The sequence below is a fragment of the Microbacterium sp. AR7-10 genome (genome assembly GCF_001878835.1).
Lineage (GTDB): Bacteria > Actinomycetota > Actinomycetes > Actinomycetales > Microbacteriaceae > Microbacterium > Microbacterium commune.
In genome coordinates this window covers 1-21,305 of sequence record NZ_MJIR01000044.1, presented here as the reverse complement: position 1 = coordinate 21,305, position 21,305 = coordinate 1, and the positions used below count along the sequence as shown (strand labels likewise).

Here is a 21,305-nt window from a genome sequence, read left to right as displayed (position 1 = left end):
CGCCGTCTCAGGCCTCAGCCGTCGACCACGAGCTCCAGAACCCCGGCATCCGGGCTCTCGCGCAGCGGGATGTCGTTCTCCTGCGCCCAACCCAGCAGCGCGCGGACGGAGCGGGGCCTCGGGCGCGTCGTGGCGAGGGCGCGCACGAGCAGGCCCTTGGACTTCTTGTTGAAGTGGTTCAGGGCGCGGCCTGTGTCGGTGACCACGCGCACGTACGCCGAGGGCACGACGCCGGCCACCGGCCCGAGCGCCACGTAGGACTCGCTGCGCAGGTCGAGCACGAAGTCGGCGTCCGCCAGAGCGGCGGACGTCGCCGCGGCCCAGTGTCGGCGCAGCGGGGGGATGCCGGGCAGCGACGTGCCGGCGGCCAGGCGGTACACCGGGATCTCGTCGAGCGCGCCGACCGGGCCGAACGGCGCCGAGTGGATCAGCACGTGCGCTCCGAGCCACCGGCGCGCCGACGGGTCGAGGGACGCGGCGTCGAGAGCGTCGTAGAGCACGCCCGTGTAGCGGTCGACGGCGGCCATCGTGGGGGCCGTCTGCAGCATCCGGTTGTGCACGATGTCACCGGCCTGACGCTCGCTGAGCTTCAATACGCGACGCGCGGTGGACTCGTCGGCGCAGAGAGCGACCAGAGCGTCGATGACCTCGGTGCGCTGGGCGGTCAGAGCCGGCAGCGCGAGGTCGGCGAGGCGCATCGGGCCGCCGACGCCACCCTGGCGTTTGGTCTCGGACGGGGGCAGGAGGATCTTCATGGTCTCCACAGACGAAGCGTCCGCTCCGGATCGTGCAGGGCACGATCCGGAGCGGACGCCGGTGGTCTTGCTGTCAGGCGATCAGTGCGGCGTTGCCGGCCACGATGGTGAGCGTGTCGCCCTCCATCGAGAGGAAGCCGTCCTGCGCGTTCGCGAGCACCTTGCTGCCGTCGATCTGAGTCATGCGGACCTCGCCCTGGGCGAGGATGGCCAGCACCGGCTCGTGACCGGACATGATGCCGATCTCGCCCTCGACGGTCTTGGCGACGACGAGCGACGCCTCTCCCGTCCAGACCTCCGCGTCAGCGGAGACGAGACTCACGTGCAGCGCCATGGTCAGGCGTTCTCCTTCTGGATCTTCGCCCATGCCTCTTCGACGTCGGAGATGCCGCCGACGTTGAAGAACGCCTGCTCGGCGACGTGGTCGAAGTCACCGCGGGTGATCGCATCGAAGGACTCGATGGTCTCCTTGAGCGGGACGGTCGATCCCTCGACACCGGTGAACTTCTTCGCCATGTAGGTGTTCTGCGAGAGGAACTGCTGGATGCGACGTGCGCGCGACACGACGATCTTGTCCTCTTCGGAGAGCTCGTCGACACCGAGGATCGCGATGATCTCCTGCAGCTCCTTGTTCTTCTGCAGGATCTGCTTGACCGTCGTCGCCACACGGTAGTGGTCCTCGCCCAGGTAGCGCGGGTCCATGATGCGCGACGTCGAGGTCAGCGGGTCGATGGCCGGGTACAGACCCTTCGACGCGATCTCTCGCGAGAGCTCGGTCGTGGCGTCCAGGTGCGCGAACGTCGTCGCGGGAGCCGGGTCGGTGTAGTCGTCGGCCGGCACGTAGATCGCCTGCAGCGAGGTGATCGAGTGACCACGCGTCGAGGTGATGCGCTCCTGGAGGAGGCCCATCTCGTCGGCGAGGTTCGGCTGGTAGCCCACGGCGGAGGGCATGCGGCCCAGCAGCGTGGAGACCTCGGAGCCTGCCTGGGTGAAGCGGAAGATGTTGTCGATGAAGAGCAGCACGTCCTGCTTCTGCACGTCACGGAAGTACTCCGCCATCGTCAGAGCCGACAGCGCGACGCGCAGACGGGTCCCCGGCGGCTCGTCCATCTGGCCGAAGACGAGCGCGGTCTTGTCGAAGACGCCGGCCTCCTCCATCTCGTGGATGAGGTCGTTGCCCTCACGGGTGCGCTCGCCGACACCGGCGAACACCGACACACCACCGTGGTCCTGCGCCACGCGCTGGATCATCTCCTGGATGAGCACGGTCTTGCCGACACCCGCGCCACCGAACAGACCGATCTTTCCACCCTGCACGTAGGGGGTGAGGAGGTCGATCGACTTGATGCCGGTCTCGAACATGGTGGTCTTCGACTCGAGCTGGTCGAAGTTCGGCGCCTTGCGGTGGATCGGCCAGCGCTCGGTGACCTCGATGGTCTCGCCGGGCTCGGCGTTGAGGACCTCGCCGATCACGTTGAAGACCTTGCCCTTGGTCACGTCGCCGACGGGGACCGAGATGGCCTCACCGGTGTCGCGGACCTCCTGCCCGCGGACGATGCCGTCCGTGGGCTTCAGAGCGATCGCGCGGACGAGGTCGTCGCCGAGGTGCTGTGCGACCTCGAGCGTGATCTCGGTGGAGTCCTCGCCGATCGTGATGGTGGTCTTGAGGGCGTTGTAGATGTCGGGAATCGAGTCGTGCGGGAACTCGATGTCGACAACCGGACCGTTGACGCGTGCGACGCGTCCGACGACCGCGGTCGCCGGCTGCTCAGCCATGGCGGTGGTGGTCATTTCTCGTCTCTTCTCCTGATGTGTGTCAGCTGGACGACAGGGCGTCGGCGCCGCCGACGATCTCTGCGATCTGCTGGGTGATCTCGGCCTGGCGAGCGTTGTTGCGCAGGCGGGTGTAGTCGGTGATCAGCTTGTCGGCGTTGTCGCTGGCCGACTTCATCGCCTTTTGCGTCGCGGCCTGCTTCGCTGCCGACGACTGCAGAAGCGCGTTGAACACGCGGCTCTGGATGTACACCGGCAGGATGGCGTCCAGCACCGTCTCGGCGTCGGGCTCGAACTCGTAGAGCGGGTACACGGCTGCGGTCGCCGTGTCCTCGGCCTCTTCGATCTCGAGCGGCAGCAGACGAAGGGCGGTGGGCTCCTGCGTCATCATGCTGACGAAGCGGTTGTACACCAGCACGATCTCGTCGACGCCCTCGGACGCGCCACCGCGCAGGAAGGCCTCCTGCAGCGTGTGCGCGATCTCCTCGGCGGTGTGGAACGACGGCGTGTCGGTGTCGCCGATCCATTCCGCGGCGGACTCGATGCGACGGAACTGGAAGTACCCGACCGCCTTGCGGCCGATCAGGTAGTACACCGGCTCACGGCCGAGCTCACGCAGACGCTCGCCCTGCTCGAGACCCTCGCGGATCACTTGGGAGTTGAACGCGCCGGCGAGCCCCCGGTCACTCGAGAAGATGACGACCGCCGTGCGGCGGATCGTCTCAGCCTCGCGGGTGAGCGGGTGGTCGACGCTGGAGTGCGTCGCGACGGCGGACACGGCCCTCGTCACGGCCCGCGCGAAGGGGCTGGACGCCTTGACGCGTGCCATCGCCTTCTGGATGCGCGAAGCCGCGATGAGTTCCATCGCCTTCGTGATCTTCTTGGTCGTCTGAGCAGAAGAGATCTTCTGCTTGTAGACCCTGAGTTGAGCGCCCATGAATCAGTACCTCACGCGGTTACGCGCGACGACCCTTGACGATCTTCTCCTGGCTGACGTCACCGGCGTCCTCGGCCGACACCTGCTCGTTGCCCGGGCTGCTGATCGACTGGCCCTTGCCGCCCTGGAACTCCAGGATGAAGGCGTCGGTCTGCTTGTCGAGCTCTGCCACCGTGGCGTCATCGAGGACGTTGGTGTCACGCAGGGTGTCGAGGATCGACGTGTTGCGACGCAGGTAGTCGAGAAGGTCGCGCTCGAAGCGGAGCACATCCTCGACCTCGATCGAGTCGAGCTTGCCGTTCGTTCCGGCCCAGATCGAGACGACCTGCTCCTCGACGGGGTACGGCGAGTACTGCGGCTGCTTGAGCAGCTCGGTCAGGCGCGCACCACGGGCGAGCTGACGACGCGACGCCGCATCGAGATCGGACGCGAACATCGCGAACGCCTCGAGGGAGCGGTACTGCGCGAGCTCCAGCTTCAGCGTTCCGGAGACCTTCTTGATCGACTTCACCTGGGCGTCACCGCCGACTCGCGAGACCGAGATGCCCACGTCGACCGCGGGACGCTGGTTGGCGTTGAACAGGTCGGACTGCAGGAAGATCTGGCCGTCCGTGATCGAGATCACGTTGGTCGGGATGTACGCCGAGACGTCGTTCGCCTTGGTCTCGATGATCGGCAGACCCGTCATCGAACCGGCACCGAGCTCGTCGGAGAGCTTCGCGCAGCGCTCGAGCAGACGCGAGTGCAGGTAGAAGACGTCACCCGGGTACGCCTCGCGCCCCGGCGGGCGGCGCAGCAGGAGCGACACGGCGCGGTAGGCCTCAGCCTGCTTCGACAGGTCATCGAAGATGATCAGGACGTGCTTGCCGCCGTACATCCAGTGCTGGCCGATGGCCGAGCCGGTGTAGGGGGCGAGGTACTTGAAGCCGGCCGGGTCAGACGCAGGGGCCGCGACGATGGTGGTGTACTCCATCGCGCCGGCCTCCTCGAGGGCGCCGCGCACACCGGCGATGGTCGAGCCCTTCTGACCGATCGCGACGTAGATGCAGCGCACCTGCTTGTTGACGTCGCCCGACTCCCAGTTGGCCTTCTGGTTGATGATCGTGTCGATCGCGAGAGCGGTCTTGCCGGTCTGGCGGTCGCCGATGATCAGCTGACGCTGGCCGCGGCCGACCGGGATCATCGCGTCGATCGCCTTGACGCCGGTCTGCATCGGCTCGTGCACGGACTTGCGCTGCATGACGCCGGGCGCCTGCAGCTCGAGTGCACGAGAGCCCTCGGTCGCGATGGAGCCGAGTCCGTCGATCGGGTTGCCGAGCGGGTCGACGACACGACCCAGGTAGCCGTCGCCGACCGGGACGGAGAGAACCTCTCCGGTGCGGGTCACCTCCTGGCCCGCCTCGATGCCGGTGAAGTCGCCGAGGACGACCACACCGATCTCCTTCTCGTCGAGGTTCAGTGCCAGGCCCTTCGTGCCGTCGCCGAAGGTGACGAGCTCGTTGGCCATGACGCCCGGCAGTCCTTCGACGTGCGCGATGCCATCGGCTGCGTCGATGACGGTGCCGACCTCGGTCGCCGCGGCGCCGGTGGGCTCGTAGGCTGCGGCGAAGTCCTTCAGCGCGTCACGGATGACGTCGGGGCTGATCGATAGTTCTGCCATTGTCTTCCCTTTGTGTGTCTGGGTGTGCGCGGTTCCCCGCGTCGAGTAGTTCAGCTCGCGAGCTTCTGGCGAAGGTCGGCGAGGCGAGCGGAGATGCTGCCGTCGATGACGTCATCGGCGATCTGCACGCGCAGGCCCCCGACGACGGATTCGTCGATCACCTGGTTGATGGAGATCTCGCCGCCGTAGCGACGGGCGAGCGCGTCACGCAGACGCGCTTCCTGTGCAGCCGCGAGAGGAGCGGCGGTGTACACCGTCGCCACCGAACGGCCTGCCTGAGCTGCGACGATGCGAACCGCGCGGCTGAGCACCCGGCGAACGCGGCGCTCACGCGGACGCGGCACCAGGGACGAGGCGATCAGCATGGTCGCCGGTGATACGGCGCCGCCGAGCACGCGCTCCACGAGTGCGCGCTTCGCGGCGTCGCCGCCGAGCCGACCGCCGAGCGCGAGCTCGAGCTCGGGGTTCGCCGCGACGACGCGCGAGAAGCCGAACAGCTCCGTCGCGACGTCGTCACCGGCAGACGCGGCGGCGGCTGCCCGGATCGCGAGCTCTTCGACACCGTCGACGAGATCGGACTCCGACGACCAGCGCTGAGCTGCGACCGTGGTGAGCAGCGCGCGCACCGGAGCCGAGACACCGGCGAAGACAGCCGAGACGAGCGCGCTGCGCGCCTCAGCGGGAGCTGCAGGATCGGCGAGCGCGCCGCTCAGCTGAGCCGACTCCCCGATCGTGCGAGCCGCAGCGAAGAGCTCGGCTGCACTGTCGAGGTTCAGGCCCGACGCTGCGGCAAGAGCGTCCGTCGATGCCGCGAGTGCCTGAGTGGTCGCGCTGCCCATTACTTGGCCTTCTCGAGGTCGGCGAGGAAGCGGTCCACGACGGCCGTCGCGCGAGCGTCGTCGCTGAGGGTCTCCCCCACGACGTTGCCTGCGAGGTCGATCGCGAGCGTGCCGACCTCGCTGCGCAGCGAGACGAACGCCGCCTGGCGCTCGGCCTCGATCTGCGAGTGAGCGGCTGCGGTGATGCGACCGGCCTCGGCGGCAGCGGTCTCCTTGGCCTCGGTCACGATCTTCTTGCCGTCCTCGCGGGCGGCTTCGCGGATCTCACCGGCCTCGGCGCGTGCCTCGGCGAGCTGGCGGGTGTACTCCTCCAGCGCGGCCTCGGCCTGCTTCTGCGCCTCATCGGCTTTGGCGATGTTGCCTTCGATGGCGGCTGAGCGCTCGTCGAGGATCGCGGTCAGGCGAGGAAGGGCGACCTTCCACACCACGATAAGGATGATGAGGAACCACAGGCCCGACCAGATGATGTCGTACCACGCGGGGATGAGCGGGTTAGGCGCCTCGGTCTCCGCCGCGAGGTTCGTGACAAGAGCGTTCAGCATCCTGTCTCCTTCAGAAGTCGGTGCGGATTACGGGAAGGGGATGAATGCGACGGCGATGCCGACGAACGCGAGCGCCTCGGTGAAGGCGATACCGATCCACATGAGGACCTGCAGGCGACCGGCGAGCTCGGGCTGACGGGCGACACCCTCGATGGTCTTGCCGACGACGATGCCCACGCCGATGGCCGGTCCGATGGCGGCGAGGCCGTAGCCGACCGCACCGATGTGACCGTTGATTTCAGCGAGAACCGTAGTAGCGTCCACGGGTTTTTCCTTTCGTTGGGTGGGACGGCAGTTGCCGACCCGCTCAGTGCTCTTCTGCGACCGCGAGCTGGATGTAGATCGCGGTGAGGACGGTGAAGACGTAGGACTGCAGGACGACGACCAGGATCTCGAAGAGAGTGAAGGCGCCGCCGAAGGCCAGGGTGCCGACGCCGAGCGCCGCCCAGCCGCCACCTGCGGTGAAGAAGAAGAAGTGCGTGGCCGCGAAGCACAGCACGAGGATCATGTGACCGACGACGAGGTTCATCATCAGACGCAGGGTGAGGGTCACCGGGCGGATGATGAAGGTCGAGATGAACTCGAGCGGAGTCACGATGATGTAGACCGGCCACGGCACGCCCGCCGGGAAGAGGGAGTTCTTCCAGAACCCGAGCGGGCTCTTCTTCATGCCGGCGTAAATGAAGGTCACGTAGCTGATCACGGCCAGCGTGAGCGGCACGGCGATGATCGCGGTGCCCGGCATGTTCAGGAACGGGATGATGCCGGTGATGTTCATGAACAGGATCATGAAGAACATCGCCACGAGCAGCGGAGCGAACCGCTCGCCGTCCTTGCGGCCGAGGAGGTCGTGGCCGATGCCGTTGCGGACGAAGCCGATCCCCATCTCGACGACGCTCTGGAAGCGGCCCGGCACGACGGTCATGCGACGGGTGCCGAGCCACATGAACAGCACGACGGCGATCACGGAGAGCAGCTGGATGAGGTGGATGCGATGCATCGGCACGACACCGAACGCGTTGAACAGGATCTCCGGGAAGAACTCGTCCATCGAGGGGCCGTAGAATTCACCGTCACCGGCGATCGGACGAAGGGTCAGGGTCGCAACGGGATTCAACAGCGCGGGCTCCAGCTTCGGGTCACCGGCGAGAACCGGGGCGACGAGGGACGGTGTGCATCAGCGCAAGCGCTCGCGAGACGAGCGGCGGGCACGGATAAACACTACCAGATTCAGCGGTCGTTCTCGGTCGCGCCGTGCGCATTCCGACCGTCGGCGTCGGCCTCGTCCTCGGGGTTGACGGTCGGAAGATCGATGTCGCTCACGTGCGGAAGGCGCATGCGGACGAGCACGACGGCATCGACCACGAGCGAGAGGACGACACCGGCGACGATCGCGAGGAAGAACACGAGCGGCGAGATCCAGGCCTGACCGCTGATGACGATCATGATCACGAGGAACAGACCCAGCTTGAGCAGCCAGCCGCCCAGCACGATCGCGAAGAAGAGCTGCACGTAGATCGGATCGCCGAACCAGCGGTTCGCGAACAGGATGCTGCCCGCCGTGATGGCGAGGAACACGAATGCGAGCAGAACCCCGCTCAGGCCGCTCCACAGCCCGCTCGTGCCGTCGACGGCGTAGCCGATACCCGCGGCGGCGATGGCGAGCACCAGTGCGGCACCGGCCGACCACGTCAGCGTTCGCCGCAGGATGGGTGTGCTGGAGACGGGGCTCGGGGTCATCGGGGCTCCATGGGCTCGGTGTCGGGTCGGGTGGGGTGGGAGACGGCGGCTGCGGCTCGGCGTTCCGCGGCTCGTCGCCGGACGCTGAGCGGGGTGCGCGTGATGATCAGGCACGCGACGATGCCGACCACGCCGAACGCGACCGCGGCGAGGTATCCGCCCGGCCAGTCCTGTCGACCTGCGATGTACATCAGCAGGACCGTCAGCGAGATGATCGCACTCCATGCGTAGAAGATCAGCACGGCGTCGCGGTGGCGGTGGCCGAGATCGAGCATCCGGTGATGGAGGTGCTTGCGGTCGGGCGAGAACGGCGACCGGCCCGCGCGCATCCGGCGGGACACCGCGAGGCCGAAGTCGAGGAGCGGGAGCATGACGATCACCAGCGGCAGGACGATCGGGATGAACGCGCCGAGCAGCTGCGATCGGCCGAAGCGCTCCGGATCGAACGCGTTCACATCACCCTGCGTGGTGAGCGCGATCGTCGATGTCGCCATCAGCAGCCCCAGCACGAGGGCGCCGGAGTCGCCCATGAACAGCTTCGCCGGGCTCCAGTTCAGCGGCAGGAAGCCGAGGCACGCGCCGATGAGCACCGCGGCGAGGAAGGTGGCGAGGTTGAAGTAGCTCGTCGCGCCCGAGTCGCGGGTGAGGATGTAGGCGTAGACGAAGAACACGCCGTTGGCGATGAGGCAGACGCCCGCGACGAGACCGTCGAGCCCGTCGATGAAGTTGACCGCGTTCATCACCACGACGATCGCGAACATCGTGATCGAGATGCTCACCCAGCTCGAGACGAGGATCATGTCGCCGACCGGCAGCGAGAGGATCTGCAGACCTCCCCCGACCGAGATGATCCCGGCCGCGAGGAACTGCGCGGCGAGCTTGATCATCCAGTCCAGATCGATCAGGTCGTCGATCACCCCGACCACGGCGATCAGAAGCGCCGCCGCGAGGATGGCCCACAGGGTGTTCGGCGGTGACCACATCCGCTCGAAGAACGGGTTGGCTGCGGAGATGAGGACCGCGCTGGCGATGCCGATGAACATGGCGACGCCGCCGAGTCGTGGGGTCGGGGTCTTGTGCACATCGCGTTCACGGATGCCGGGGTACAGCTTGAACCTCAGGCTCAGCCGCCACACCGCCCACGACAGCGCGAAGGTGACCGCCGCCGTGAGGATGATCGTGAACAGGTACTGCTTCACTCTTCGTCGACCGGGCTCTCGTCGACGGGGCGCTCCCCGACCTCGCCCGGCTGCTCCTCCGGCTCGAGGAGATCCCCGAGCACCTCGGCCAGCTGCTCCCTGGTCACGGCGCCCGCGCGCAGGATGCGCACCACCGGGGTGTCCCCGTCGGCAGTCGCGACGAGGGAGGTGGCATCGACGATGGTCGAGGGCACGCCGGTCTCGCTGTAGCCCTCCTCCAGGTAGACCGCGACGCTGTCGCCGAGCATCGCCTCGGCGTCCGACGCGATGATCGCGGCGTCGCGCCCGCTGAGGTTCGCGCTGGACACGGCGAGGGGCCCCGTCTCTGCCAGCAGCTCGAGAGCGATGCGACGGTCGGGCATCCGCACGGCCACCGTGCCCTTGGTCTCGCCCAGGTCCCAGGTCAGCGACGGCTGAGCGGGCAGCACGATCGTGAGGCCGCCGGGCCAGAACGCGTCGACGAGCCGCTGTACCGGTGCGGGAACCGTCTCGACGAGGGCGGCGAGCATGTCCTGTCCGGCGACGAGCACCGGCGGCGGCATGTCGCGCCCGCGGCCCTTGGCGTCGAGCAGGCGCTGAACGGCGGCGGGAGAGAAGGCGTCGGCCGCGATGCCGTACACGGTGTCGGTGGGCAGGACGACGAGCTCGCCACGGGCGATCGCCTGGCGGGCGTGGCGCATGCCGGCGAGGATCTGGGAGTCGTCGCGGCAATCGAAGACAGTTGACATGGCGCTCCTAGTCTACGTCGGTCGCCTCCGTGCCCACGCGCGCGAGAGCGCGCCCGTCGCGACCGCGTTCAGGCCCGCAGCGCCGTCGTCGCGCGGTCGCGACGCGTGAGGTCCTGGTGCGTCGCCGCTGCGCGCCACCCGTCGGATGTGAGGATGTCGCGGATCGCGGCGCCCTGCAGCTCGCCGTGCTCGAGCACGAGCAGTCCACCCGCGTGCAGCAGATCCTGGGCCCGTGAGCTGATCACGCGCACGACGTCGAGTCCGTCCGCTCCGCCGTACAGCGCCTGAGCCGGGTCGTGCAGGCGCACCTCGGGGTCGCGCGGGATCGCATCGTCGGGCACGTACGGCGGGTTCGAGATGACCACGTCGGCGACGCCGCGCAGCTCGTCGAATGCCGTCGCCAGATCCCCGTGCACGAGGGTCAGGTTCCCGACGCCACGCGCGTTGCGCTGCGCCCAGGCGTATGCGTCGGCGGACCGCTCCACGGCGTGCACTCTCGCGTGCGGCACCTCGGTGGCCATCGCCAGGGCGATCGCGCCGCTGCCCGTGCCGAGGTCGACGGCCACCGGCTGCGCGGACGCGCTCTCCAGGAGCGCATCGATCGCGAACTGCACGACGGTCTCGGTCTCGGGGCGCGGCACGAAGACACCGGGGCCCACCGCCAGCTCGAGGTGGCGGAAGGCGGCCCGACCGGTCAGATGCTGCACGGGCTCGCGTGCGGCGCGTCGGTCGACGAGCAGGGCCAGCCGCTCGGCATCCGCTTCGGCGATCTGATCCCCGCGCACAGCCGCGGCCTGCAGCTCACCGCGGCCGAGTCCGAGCACGTGACCGATGAGCAGCTCAGCGTCGACGAGCGGGTCAGGCACGCCCGCGTCGGCGAGCCGCTGCGCGATGGCGCGCAGCTGCGCCGAGATCGGGATGGGCATTCTCCCAGCGTATGCGGTGCGGGCATCCGGTCACATTCCGTCATCACCCGGAGTACGCAACGTAGGCTGATGTCGCTGACTCCGCTCACGAGAACTCCGCTCACGAAAGGTCTGCCATGACCGGCATCCACAACGACATCACCAGCACTTTCGGCAACACCCCCCTGGTGCGGCTGAACCACCTGACGGAGGGCCTCGACGCCACCGTTCTCGTCAAGCTCGAGTCGTTCAACCCGGCCTCGAGCGTGAAGGACCGCATCGGCATCGCGATCGTCGACGCCGCAGAGGCGTCGGGCGAGCTGAAGCCCGGCGGCACGATCGTCGAGGCGACCAGCGGCAACACCGGCATCGCGCTGGCCATGGTCGGCGCCGCGCGCGGCTACAAGGTGATCCTCACCATGCCCGCGTCCATGTCGAAGGAGCGCCGCGTGCTGCTGAAGGCGTTCGGCGCCGAGCTCGTGCTGACCGATCCGACGCTGGGCATGAAGGGCGCGATCGAGAAGCTGCAGGAGATCATCGAGTCCACGCCGGGTGCCGTCTGGGCCCGCCAGTTCGAGAACTCCGCCAACCCCCAGATCCACCGCGAGACCACGGCGCAGGAGATCCTGCGCGACACGGACGGGCAGGTCGACATCTTCGTGGCCGGTGTCGGCACCGGCGGCACCATCACCGGCGTCGGCCAGGCGCTGAAGGCGGTCAAGCCCGAGGTCCACGTCGTCGCCGTCGAGCCGACCGACTCCCCCCTCCTCTCGGAAGGACGCACCGGCCCCGCGAAGATCCAGGGCATCGGGCCCAACTTCGTGCCCGCGATCCTCGATCGCGACGTGATCGACGAGATCATCACCGCCGGCTTCGAGGAGTCGCTCGAGACCTCCCGCGCGCTCGCCGCCAAGGAGGGCATCCTCGTCGGCATCTCCGCCGGGGCCGCCGTCGCTCAGGCGCTGAAGATCGCCGCGCGCCCCGAGAGCAAGGGCAAGCAGATCGTCGTCATCGGCTGCGACACCGGTGAGCGCTACCTCTCCACCGCCCTGTTCGAAGACCTGCGCGAGGACTGACCCGTCCTGTGAGCATGCTCTCCCGGATCCGCGAGGACATCGCGGCCGCCCGCCACCGCGACCCCGCTGCCCGCAGCGGGGTCGAGGTGGCTCTGCTCTACCCGGGTCTGCACGCCGTGTGGGGCCATCGCGTGTGGCACGCACTGTGGCGACGCGGACTCCGTTTCGTCGCGAGGATGGGCTCGCAGATCACACGCTGCCTCACGGGCATCGAGATCCACCCCGGTGCGAAGATCGGCCGGCGCTTCTTCATCGACCACGGCACGGGCGTCGTGATCGGCGAAACGGCCGAGATCGGCGACGATGTGATGCTCTACCACGGCGTCACGCTCGGTGGCAGGACCCGCGATCACGGCAAGCGACACCCCACCCTCGAGGACGGCGTGTCCGTGGGCGCAGGGGCGAAGATCCTCGGCCCGGTGCGCGTCGGGGCGAGGTCCGTCATCGGCGCGAACGCCGTGGTGACGACGGATGCGCCTGCCGACAGCATCCTCGTCGGTGTACCGGCGAAGCCTCGGCGGCGCACGGGATCGGACGATTCGCGGGCTCTGCTGACCGCGTCGGACTACGTGATCTGAGGCCGCGGCTCACTCGCCGCCGAGGGCGGCGAGCCTGGCTTCCTCGTCGGCGTGGATCGCCGATTCGATGATCGGCTCGAGCGCGCCGTCCATCACCTGGTCGAGGTTGTACGCCTTGTAGCCCGTGCGATGATCCGCGATGCGGTTCTCGGGGAAGTTGTAGGTGCGGATGCGCTCGGAGCGGTCCATGCCGCGGATCTGCGAGCGGCGGGCGTCGGATGCCGCGGCATCCAGCTCCTCCTGCTGCTTGGCGAGCAGACGGGCCCGCAGCACGCGCATGGCCGCCTCGCGGTTCTGCAGCTGCGACTTCTCGTTCTGCATCGACACGACGATCCCCGTCGGCACGTGCGTGATGCGCACCGCCGAGTCGGTGGTGTTCACGGACTGCCCGCCCGGTCCCGACGAGCGGTAGACATCGATCTTCAGATCGTTCGCGTCGATCTGGATCTCCTCCGGCTCGTCGACCTCGGGGAAGACGAGCACGCCGGTGGTGGACGTGTGGATGCGCCCCTGCGACTCGGTGGCGGGCACGCGCTGCACGCGGTGCACGCCGCCCTCGTACTTCAGGTGCGCCCAGACGCCCTGCGACGGGTCGGAGGACGAGCCCTTGATCGCGACCTGCACGTCCTTGTAGCCGCCGAGATCCGACTCGTTGCGCTCGAGGAGCTCGGTCTTCCAGCCCTTGGACGCCGCGTACTGCACGTACATGCGCAGCAGGTCGGCGGCGAACAGCGCCGACTCGGCGCCGCCCTCCCCCGCCTTGATCTCCATGATCACATCGCGTGCATCGTCGGGATCGCGCGGGATGAGCAGGCGCCGCAGCTTCTCCTGCGCGACGCGGAACCCCTCCTCGAGCACAGGGATCTCGGCGGCGAACGCGTCGTCCTCCCTGGCCAGCTCGCGAGCCGCCTCGAGGTCGTCGGATGCCGTCGTCCACGCCTCGTGCGCGGCGACGATGCGGTTCAGCTCGGCGTAGCGCCGATTGACCTGCTTGGCGCGGGCGGCGTCGGCGTGCACCGCCGGGTCGGAGAGCTCCTCCTGCACCCGGCGATGCTCCTCGATGAGGGCCTGGACCGATTCGAACACGCCTCTGCTCCGCTCAGCGGTGGATCAGCGGATGCTGTTCTCGTGGGCGTGCGAGCCGCCGTTCGCGTTCGGCGTGGGCACGGACTTCTGCATCTGGAAGAGGAACTCCACGTTGGAGCCGGTCTCCTTGAGCTTGCCGAGCACGACCTCGAGCGCCTGCTGCGGGTCGAGGCCGGCGAGGGCGCGACGCAGCTTCCACGTGATCTTGACCTCGTCGGCCGAGAGCAGCATCTCCTCACGACGCGTGCTCGACGCGTTGACGTCGACGGCCGGGAAGATGCGCTTGTCGGCCAGCTGGCGCGACAGGCGCAGCTCGCTGTTGCCGGTGCCCTTGAACTCCTCGAAGATGACCTCGTCCATCTTGGAACCGGTCTCCACGAGGGCGGTCGCGAGGATGGTGAGCGAGCCGCCGTTCTCGATGTTGCGCGCGGCACCGAAGAAGCGCTTGGGCGGGTACAGCGCCGCGGCGTCGACACCGCCGGTGAGCACGCGGCCGGAGGCGGGCGTGGAGATGTTGTAGGCACGACCGAGGCGGGTGATCGAGTCGAGCAGCACGACCACGTCGCGACCGAGCTCGACGAGGCGCTTCGCACGCTCGATGGCGAGCTCGGCGACCGTGGTGTGGTCTTCCGCCGGCCGGTCGAAGGTCGAGGCGATGACCTCGCCCTTGACGGTGCGCTGCATGTCGGTGACCTCTTCGGGGCGCTCGTCGACGAGCACGACCATGAGGTGCACCTCGGGGTTGTTCTGCGCGATCGCGTTGGCGATCTGCTGCAGCACGATGGTCTTGCCGGCCTTCGGCGGCGCGACGATCAGACCGCGCTGGCCCTTGCCGATCGGGGCGACCAGGTCGATGATCCGCTGCGTCAGCTTCTCGGGGGCGGTCTCCAGGCGCAGGCGCTCCTGCGGGTACAGCGGGGTGAGCTTGCCGAACTCGACGCGGTTCGCGGCGTCGTCGGGCGAGAGCCCGTTGATCGAGTCGACCTTCACCAGCGCGTTGTACTTCTGGCGTCCCTGCTGCTCGCCCTCGCGGGGCTGCTTGATCGCGCCGACGACCGCATCGCCCTTGCGCAGGTTGTACTTCTTCACCTGGCCGAGCGAGACGTACACGTCGCTCGAGCCGGCGAGGTAGCCGGTGGTGCGCACGAAGGCGTAGTTGTCGAGCACGTCGAGGATTCCGGCGACGGGGATGAGCACGTCGTCCTCGCCGATCTCGGTGTCGAACTCGTCGGCGGTGGTGTTGCCGCCACCGCGGCGCTTGCTGCCTCGCTGCCGTCCGCGAGCAGAGCCGCTCTCCTCGTCGGAGTCGCTCTGGCCGCCGCTGCTCTGAGCGCCGCCGTTCTGACCGCCGTTGTTCTGGCCGTTGGCGGTCTTGTCGCCGCCGTTCTTGTCACCGCGTCCCCTGCTGCGGCTGCGACTGCGGCTGCGACTGCGGCTGGAACCGTCGCCGTCGCCGTCGCCGTCACCGCTGCTCTGATCGGCGGCGGGGGTCTGCTCGCTCGGAGCCGAATCGGCGGACGCGTCGGCGGGAGCGGTCTCGGGCTCTGCGGCCTTCGCGCCGCGGCGTCCGCGCGCGGGGCGCTTGACGGCCTCAGCCGGGGCATCCGCAGCCTGGTCATCGCCTGCGCCAGCGCTCTGGTCGGCGGGCTGGGACGCCTCGGGGGCGCCCTCGTCCGGCGTCGCCGCGGTGGGAGCGTCGCTCTTCTTCGCGCGCGTGGGGCGCTTGCGGGCAGGCTTCGCGGGCGCCTCGGCGCCGTCGTTCCCCTGCGCCGAAGCGGCGTCCGCTGCCGGCGCGTCGGCGCCCGGTGCATCCGCGGCCGGTGCTGCGACTGCGGGCTCGGCCGGGGTCTCAGCCACGGGCAGGTCGAGCGTCTCGGCGTCGGCCTTCTTGGCGCGCGTGCGGCGCGGTGCCTTCGCCTTCGGCTGCTCCGCCGCGGGAGCGGCGTCGGCCGCAGGAGCCGCGTCGGTCGCAGGGGCGGCGGTGCTCGCCTCGGCTGCCGCCGCGGCGGACGCGGTCGTCGCGCGGCGCGGCGCGCGCTTGCGCACCGGTGCCGGACTCTCGGCCGTCATCGACTCGGTGGTCGTGGTGTCGTTCTGGGTCTCGGAGAGGTTCTCCACGAGTACTCCCTCATATGTCGTGGGAAGACGAGCAGTCCGATGTTGCACGCAGCAGATGCCGCGGACATCACACGCGCCGACGCAGAGCGCCTGCCAGCCAGTACCTGGATGTTCCTGGGGATCGCGTGCGGACTTCGCAGAAGTGCGAAAGGGCGAGAATCACGAAGTTACGTGGTGCCCTCCGCTCGTTCCCTCACTGTACCACCCTGAACGTCGACCGCGAGCATGTGCGCCTGCCACGGAGTGTCCGTCACGACATCGGCGAGTTCGACCGCGCGCTGGCGCGCTCCGGGCCCGTCCGCCAGCACGAGGACGCTGGGTCCGGCGCCCGAGACGACAGCCGCGAAGCCCTCCGCGCGCAGCGCCTGGACCAGACGCAGCGTCTCCGGCATCGCCGGGCCACGATAGTCCTGGTGCAGGCGGTCGTCGGTCGCGTCGAGCAGCAGCTCGGGACTCTGCGTGAGAGCCGCGATCAGCAGAGCCGAGCGCGACACGTTGAACACGGCGTCCTCGCGCGAGACCTGTGGCGGCTGCAGCGACCGGGCGAGCGAGGTCGACATCGTGAAACCGGGCACGAACACGAGCGGAGCGACACCCCGGTGCACGAGCAGCTTCTTGTGCTGGGGGCCGCACTCGCCCGTCCAGGCGATGGTCAGGCCGCCGAACAGGGCGGGGGCGACGTTGTCCGGGTGGCCCTCGAGCTCCGTGGCCAGACGCAGCAGCGCCTCGTCGTCGAGCTCGACGTCGCCGGCCAGCAGGCCCTTCGCGATCAGGATCCCCGCGGTCACCGCCGCGCCGGATGAGCCGAGGCCGCGCCCGTGCGGCACGCCGTTCTCGGCGTGAAGATGCAGCCCGGGCATCCGGCGCCCGACATCGGCGTACACGTGCGCGATGGAGCGGACGACGAGGTTGCTCGCATCGGTCGGGATCTCCTCCGCGCCCGACCCGGTGACGTCGATCACGAGGCGGTCGTCGTCGAAGGACGATGCGGTGAGCGTGTCGTACACGCTGAGGGCGAGCCCGAGGGTGTCGAATCCAGGACCGAGGTTGGCGCTGGTCGCGGGGACGGTGACCATGACGGTGCGGGTCGCTCCGTCGACGTGCGGCGCCTGCGAGGTGACCGGCTCGGCCGGCACGAGGGTGACCCCCACGCTCACTCCCCCTCGACGCGCAGCACCGACACCACACGCTCGACGACGTCGCTCGCGGCGAGCCGGTCGACGGCCGCGCTGAGCGCGCTGTCCGTGGCGCGGTGCGTGCCGATGATCAGCCGGGCGCTCTCGCGGTCGGTGTCGTCGGCGGCCGGGATCACGGTCTGCACGAGCGTGGCCACCGAGACGCCGCCGTCGCTGAGCAGACCGGCGATGGTGGCGAGCACGCCCGCCTCATCCGACACCTCGAGGGTGATCTGGTAGCGGGTCAGCACATGTCCGATCGAGACGACCGGCAGGTTCGCGCGCGTCGATTCGCCGACCCCGGTGCCGCCGGCGATGTGGCGACGGGCCGCCGAGACGACATCGCCGAGAACCGCGGACGCGGTCTGCACGCCTCCGGCGCCTGCGCCGTAGAACATCAGCGAGCCCGCGGCCTCGGCCTCGACGAAGACGGCGTTGTTCGCGCCGTGCACCGCGCCGAGCGGGTGATCGCGCGGCACGAGGGCCGGGTACACCCGCACCGAGATCGACTCCGGTCCGCCGTCTACGAGGCGCTCGCACACCGCCAGCAGCTTGATCACGAATCCGGCCTCGCGGGCCTCCTCGATCATGTCGGCGGTCACACCCGTGATGCCCTCGCGATGCACGGCGTCGAGCGGGACGGTGGTGTGGAAGGCGAGGGATGCCAGGATCGCCGCCTTCTGCGCGGCGTCGTATCCCTCGACGTCGGCGGTGGGATCCGCTTCGGCGTAGCCGAGCCGCTGGGCATCGGCGAGCACGTCGTCGAAATCGGCGCCCTCGCTGTCCATGCGGTCGAGGATGTAGTTGGTCGTGCCGTTGACGATGCCCATGATGCGCACGACGCGGTCGCCGGCGAGCGAGTCGCGCAGCGGTCGGATGATCGGGATCGCGCCGGCTGCGGCGGCCTCGTAGTACACCGAGGCGCCGACCCGCTCGGCGGCCTCGTAGATCTCCGGGCCGTGCGTGGCGAGCAGCGCCTTGTTGGCGGTGACGACGTCTGCGCCGGAGCCCAGGCCCAGCAGGATGTGCGAGCGCGCCGGCTCGATCCCGCCCATCAGCTCGATGACGATGTCGGATCCGGTGATCAGCATCTCCGCGTCGGTGGTGAACAGCTCGCGGGGCAGGTCGACGTCGCGCGGGGCGTCCACGTCGCGCACGGCGATGCCCGCGAGCTCCAGCCGGGCCCCCGCGCGGTCGGCGAGCTCGTCGCCGTGGCGCAGCAGCAGCGATGCCACCTGAGAGCCCACGGCTCCCGCTCCCAGCAGCGCAACGCGAAGTCGTCGGTAGTCAGTCATCTGCGCTCCTCAGCACGGTCGGGTCAGGATGTCGGGTCTGGCCTCGGACGGCCATGGCTCACTGCGGGATGCCGGCGTCGCGCGCGAGCAGGTCGGCGATCGACTCGCCGCGCACGATGACGCGCGATCGTCCGTCAGCCACCGCGACGATGGGCGGCCTGGGCACGTGGTTGTAGTTGCTCGACAGGGGCGCGCAGTACGCTCCGGTCGCGGCGACGGCGATCAGGTCGCCGGGTCCTGCATCGCCCGGCAGATACTCATGGTCGACCACGATGTCGCCCGATTCGCAGTGCTTGCCCACCACGCGCACGAGCATCGGCGCACCCGTGCCGATCCGCGACGCGAGACGCGCGGAGTACTGGGCGCCGTACAGGGCCGGGCGCGCGTTGTCGCTCATGCCGCCGTCGACGCTGACGTAGCGCCGCGTGGTCGTATCCAGGGCGACGTCCTTGGTGGTCCCGATCTCGTACAGCGTCACGCCGGCGTTGCCGACGATCGCCCTGCCGGGCTCGAACGAGAGCGCGGGCACCGGGATGCCGCGTGCCGCGCAGCCCTCGGCGACGGCCGCGACGATGCCCTCGGCGAGGTCGGCGATGGGCGTGGGATCGTCGACCCTCGTGTAGGCGATGCCGAACCCGCCGCCGAGGTTGAGCTGGGGGATGTCGCCGCCCGCGAGCAGCTCCTGGTGCAGATCGAGCAGGCGCGAGGCGGACTCCCGGAAGCCGGCGACGCCGAAGATCTGAGAGCCGATGTGGCAGTGCAGGCCGGCGAACACCAGCCCGTCGATCTCGCGGATCCGCGCGACGGCCGCGGGAGCCTGGCCGAGCGGGAAGCCGAACTTCTGATCCTCGTGCGCGGTCGCGAGGAAATCGTGCGTCTCCGCGTGCACACCGCTGTTCACGCGCAGCATGACGCGCTGCGACGCCCCGGTGCGCGAGACGATCGCGGCGAGGCGCTCGATCTCGATGACGCTGTCGATGATGATCGTGCCGACACCGGCATCCACCGCCCGCTCGAGTTCGGCGACCGACTTGTTGTTGCCGTGGAAGCCCAGCCGGCCGGCATCCGCTCCCCCGGCCAGCGCGACCTCGAGCTCGCCGCCGGTGCAGACGTCGACGTTCAGGCCCTCCTCGAGCACCCAGCGCACGATCGACGTGTTCAGCAGCGCCTTGCCCGCGTAGTAGATGCGCGCGGTCGTGCCGTGCTCGGCTGCGGCACGATCGAAGGCGGAGCGCAGCGCCGCGGCCCGGCGGCGCACCTCGGTCTCGTCGATCACCTGCAGCGGCGTGCCGTGGTCGCGCACGAGCTCGCCGACGCCCACGCCCGCGATGCGCAGCTCGCCGTCGTCATCGCGTTCCGCGGAGAGCGGCCACACCCCCTCGACCAGGTCGTTGGCGTCGTCGGGAACGACCAGCCATCCGGGGGCGGGAGAGGAATCGGGGGAATGCACGCAGCGCCAATCGGGTCACGGTTCTGACGGGTTCGCCGTGGAGACGAGGTCGACCCTGATTCTAGGACACCGCCGAGTCAACCCCCGTTCACATTCCGACGCACTCAATAGTGTGGGGAGGATGGAGAGGCCGACGAATCCCGACCCCGCATCACCCCCCGCGCAGAAGGGGTGGATCGCGCGGACGTCCGCGATGGTGATCCGCCGGCTGCTGCGGCTGCGCGTCGTCCGGGCCGCGCTGCTGTACACGGGCAGACGCGGTCCGATGCTCGCCGACGCCGTGACGTACCGGGCGCTGTTCAGCGTGTTCGCCGCCGTGCTGCTGGGGTTCTCCGCCGCCGCCCTGTGGCTCTCCCAGGATGCCGTCGCGTGGAGAGCTGTCGTCTCGGCCGTGGACTCGGCGGTGCCGGGGCTCATCGCCACCGGAGATGAGAAGGGCATCGTCGAGCTCGACATGATCGACGCCCCGGGCGGGCTGTCGGTCGCCGGCGTGATCTCGCTGATCGGGCTCATCGGCTCCGCGCTCGGAGCGATCGGCTCCATGCGCAACGCCGTGCGCACGATCGCCGGAACGGACACCGCCGACGTCGTCCTCTACCTCGTCCTGCTGCGCAGCGCGCTGCTCGCGCTGATCATCGGAGCCACCTTCGTCGCCGCCGCCGCGCTCACCTTCGCCGGCGAGCTGGTGGTCGGCTGGTTCGCCGGCATCGTCGGCGTCGCGAGCGACGCCCCCGCCGTGTTCTGGACGGTGCGCGTGCTGTCGCTGGTGATCGTGTTCGCTCTGGACACCGTGCTGATCGCCGCGGTGTACCGGATGCTGTCCGGCGTGCGCGCATCGCGCTGGGCGCTCTGGGGCGGCGCCGCACTGGGCGGGGTGGGCCTGCTGGTTCTGCAGGAGCTGTCGGGACTGTTCGTCGGCGGCGCGAAGGCCAACCCGCTGCTCGCCTCGTTCGCGTCGCTGCTCGCCCTGCTGCTGTGGCTGAATCTCTCGACGCAGGTCATCCTGCTGGCGAGTGCCCTGATCACGATCTCGCACCGCGAGCAGGGGGATCGGGTGGCTGAGCGATTCGGCGCCGAGACACTGCCCGAGTTCGCGCTGCGTCAGGCGGAGGACGATGTGCGCGCCGCCACCGCGCATCTGCGTGCGGCGCAGCAGGCCGCGGCACACGACTGAGCCGCTGCACGTCTGGGTCCTTGAGCCCGTTGGGCCCTTGAGCCTGCCGAAAGGCCAGACTTCTTGGGTCCCTGAGCCTGTCGAAGGGCCTCTCCCCCCCCTGAGCCATACCCTCGGACCCTGACCATCTTGGGTCCCTGAGCCTGTCTCTTATACACATCTCCGAGCCCACGAGACGCGTAGTAATCTCGCATGCCGTCTTCTGCTTGAAAAAAAAATCATTTTATATCAACAACCATTTTTGATTTCTATTGTTTTTCTTTTTACTTTTGTTT

21 protein-coding genes are annotated in these 21,305 nt (G+C 69.0%); 3 read left to right on the top strand and 18 right to left on the bottom strand.

Annotation, left to right across the window (positions count from 1 at the left end; genetic code table 11):
* Positions 1-14 precede the first annotated feature (14 nt).
* The 13 genes from BFN01_RS05265 to prmC all read right to left on the bottom strand — a co-directional run bounded on the left by BFN01_RS05265 (position 15) and on the right by prmC (position 11,099).
* A complete protein-coding gene (locus BFN01_RS05265; RefSeq protein ID WP_071642412.1) occupies positions 15-755 on the bottom strand; it encodes a YaaA family protein in 741 nt (246 codons plus the stop codon).
* A 73-nt stretch (positions 756-828) separates the two neighbouring features.
* The gene (locus tag BFN01_RS05260; protein ID WP_071642249.1) at positions 829-1,089 is read right to left on the bottom strand and encodes a F0F1 ATP synthase subunit epsilon; all 261 of its coding nucleotides are present in this window, start codon (positions 1,087-1,089) and stop codon (positions 829-831) included.
* A gap of 2 nt (positions 1,090-1,091) precedes the next feature.
* Positions 1,092-2,546 carry a F0F1 ATP synthase subunit beta gene (gene atpD / locus BFN01_RS05255; protein ID WP_071642248.1) on the bottom strand — a complete coding sequence of 485 codons (1,455 nt, stop codon included), beginning with the start codon at positions 2,544-2,546 and terminating at the stop codon, positions 1,092-1,094.
* Positions 2,547-2,571: 25 nt separating this feature from the next.
* Positions 2,572-3,465 (bottom strand): F0F1 ATP synthase subunit gamma, encoded by an 894-nt coding sequence (locus BFN01_RS05250; RefSeq protein WP_071642247.1) that lies wholly within the window; start codon positions 3,463-3,465, stop codon positions 2,572-2,574.
* 19 nt (positions 3,466-3,484) lie between these two features.
* Complete coding sequence (gene atpA / locus BFN01_RS05245) at positions 3,485-5,125, bottom strand: F0F1 ATP synthase subunit alpha (protein ID WP_071642246.1); 1,641 nt, start codon at positions 5,123-5,125, stop codon at positions 3,485-3,487.
* A gap of 50 nt (positions 5,126-5,175) precedes the next feature.
* A complete protein-coding gene (locus BFN01_RS05240; RefSeq protein WP_071642245.1) occupies positions 5,176-5,964 on the bottom strand; it encodes a F0F1 ATP synthase subunit delta in 789 nt (262 codons plus the stop codon).
* Positions 5,964-6,506 (bottom strand): F0F1 ATP synthase subunit B, encoded by a 543-nt coding sequence (locus BFN01_RS05235; RefSeq protein ID WP_071642244.1) that lies wholly within the window; start codon positions 6,504-6,506, stop codon positions 5,964-5,966. The genes BFN01_RS05240 and BFN01_RS05235 overlap by 1 nt, the downstream gene beginning before the upstream one ends.
* A gap of 27 nt (positions 6,507-6,533) precedes the next feature.
* Positions 6,534-6,770, bottom strand: a complete 237-nt coding sequence (atpE, locus tag BFN01_RS05230) for an ATP synthase F0 subunit C (protein ID WP_071642243.1) — start codon at positions 6,768-6,770, stop codon at positions 6,534-6,536.
* Between the two features lie 43 nt (positions 6,771-6,813).
* On the bottom strand, positions 6,814-7,557 hold the full coding sequence (gene atpB / locus BFN01_RS05225; RefSeq protein WP_071642242.1) for a F0F1 ATP synthase subunit A: 744 nt from the start codon (positions 7,555-7,557) through the stop codon (positions 6,814-6,816).
* A 179-nt stretch (positions 7,558-7,736) separates the two neighbouring features.
* Positions 7,737-8,246 carry a hypothetical protein gene (locus BFN01_RS05220; RefSeq protein WP_071642241.1) on the bottom strand — a complete coding sequence of 170 codons (510 nt, stop codon included), beginning with the start codon at positions 8,244-8,246 and terminating at the stop codon, positions 7,737-7,739.
* Positions 8,243-9,445 (bottom strand): MraY family glycosyltransferase, encoded by a 1,203-nt coding sequence (locus tag BFN01_RS05215; protein ID WP_071642240.1) that lies wholly within the window; start codon positions 9,443-9,445, stop codon positions 8,243-8,245. Before BFN01_RS05215 ends, BFN01_RS05220 begins: the two co-directional genes overlap by 4 nt.
* Positions 9,442-10,173 carry an L-threonylcarbamoyladenylate synthase gene (locus BFN01_RS05210; protein WP_071642239.1) on the bottom strand — a complete coding sequence of 244 codons (732 nt, stop codon included), beginning with the start codon at positions 10,171-10,173 and terminating at the stop codon, positions 9,442-9,444. Before BFN01_RS05210 ends, BFN01_RS05215 begins: the two co-directional genes overlap by 4 nt.
* Before the next feature lie 68 nt (positions 10,174-10,241).
* On the bottom strand, positions 10,242-11,099 hold the full coding sequence (prmC, locus tag BFN01_RS05205; RefSeq protein ID WP_071642238.1) for a peptide chain release factor N(5)-glutamine methyltransferase: 858 nt from the start codon (positions 11,097-11,099) through the stop codon (positions 10,242-10,244).
* Positions 11,100-11,215: 116 nt separating this feature from the next.
* Between prmC and cysK the strand changes: the two genes are divergently transcribed.
* Both cysK and epsC read left to right on the top strand, forming a co-directional pair.
* Positions 11,216-12,154, top strand: a complete 939-nt coding sequence (gene cysK, locus BFN01_RS05200) for a cysteine synthase A (RefSeq protein WP_071642237.1) — start codon at positions 11,216-11,218, stop codon at positions 12,152-12,154.
* Positions 12,155-12,168: 14 nt separating this feature from the next.
* Positions 12,169-12,732, top strand: coding sequence for a serine O-acetyltransferase EpsC (gene epsC, locus BFN01_RS05195; RefSeq protein ID WP_071642236.1), 564 nt, complete (start codon positions 12,169-12,171; stop codon positions 12,730-12,732).
* Positions 12,733-12,741: 9 nt separating this feature from the next.
* On the opposite strand, the gene prfA is transcribed toward epsC, so the two are convergent.
* The 5 genes from prfA to lysA form a co-directional block, all read right to left on the bottom strand.
* Positions 12,742-13,818 carry a peptide chain release factor 1 gene (gene prfA / locus BFN01_RS05190; RefSeq protein WP_071642235.1) on the bottom strand — a complete coding sequence of 359 codons (1,077 nt, stop codon included), beginning with the start codon at positions 13,816-13,818 and terminating at the stop codon, positions 12,742-12,744.
* A gap of 24 nt (positions 13,819-13,842) precedes the next feature.
* Positions 13,843-15,936, bottom strand: a complete 2,094-nt coding sequence (gene rho, locus BFN01_RS05185) for a transcription termination factor Rho (RefSeq protein ID WP_071642234.1) — start codon at positions 15,934-15,936, stop codon at positions 13,843-13,845.
* Positions 15,937-16,103: 167 nt separating this feature from the next.
* Positions 16,104-17,012, bottom strand: a complete 909-nt coding sequence (gene thrB, locus BFN01_RS05180) for a homoserine kinase (protein WP_071642410.1) — start codon at positions 17,010-17,012, stop codon at positions 16,104-16,106.
* 77 nt (positions 17,013-17,089) lie between these two features.
* Complete coding sequence (locus tag BFN01_RS05175; protein ID WP_071642233.1) at positions 17,090-18,406, bottom strand: homoserine dehydrogenase; 1,317 nt, start codon at positions 18,404-18,406, stop codon at positions 17,090-17,092.
* Between the two features lie 58 nt (positions 18,407-18,464).
* Entirely contained in the window at positions 18,465-19,856 is a 1,392-nt protein-coding gene (gene lysA / locus BFN01_RS05170; protein WP_071642232.1) for a diaminopimelate decarboxylase, read from the bottom strand.
* Positions 19,857-19,977: 121 nt separating this feature from the next.
* Between lysA and BFN01_RS05165 the strand changes: the two genes are divergently transcribed.
* A complete protein-coding gene (locus BFN01_RS05165) occupies positions 19,978-21,030 on the top strand; it encodes a YhjD/YihY/BrkB family envelope integrity protein (protein ID WP_177243806.1) in 1,053 nt (350 codons plus the stop codon).
* Positions 21,031-21,305 lie beyond the last annotated feature (275 nt).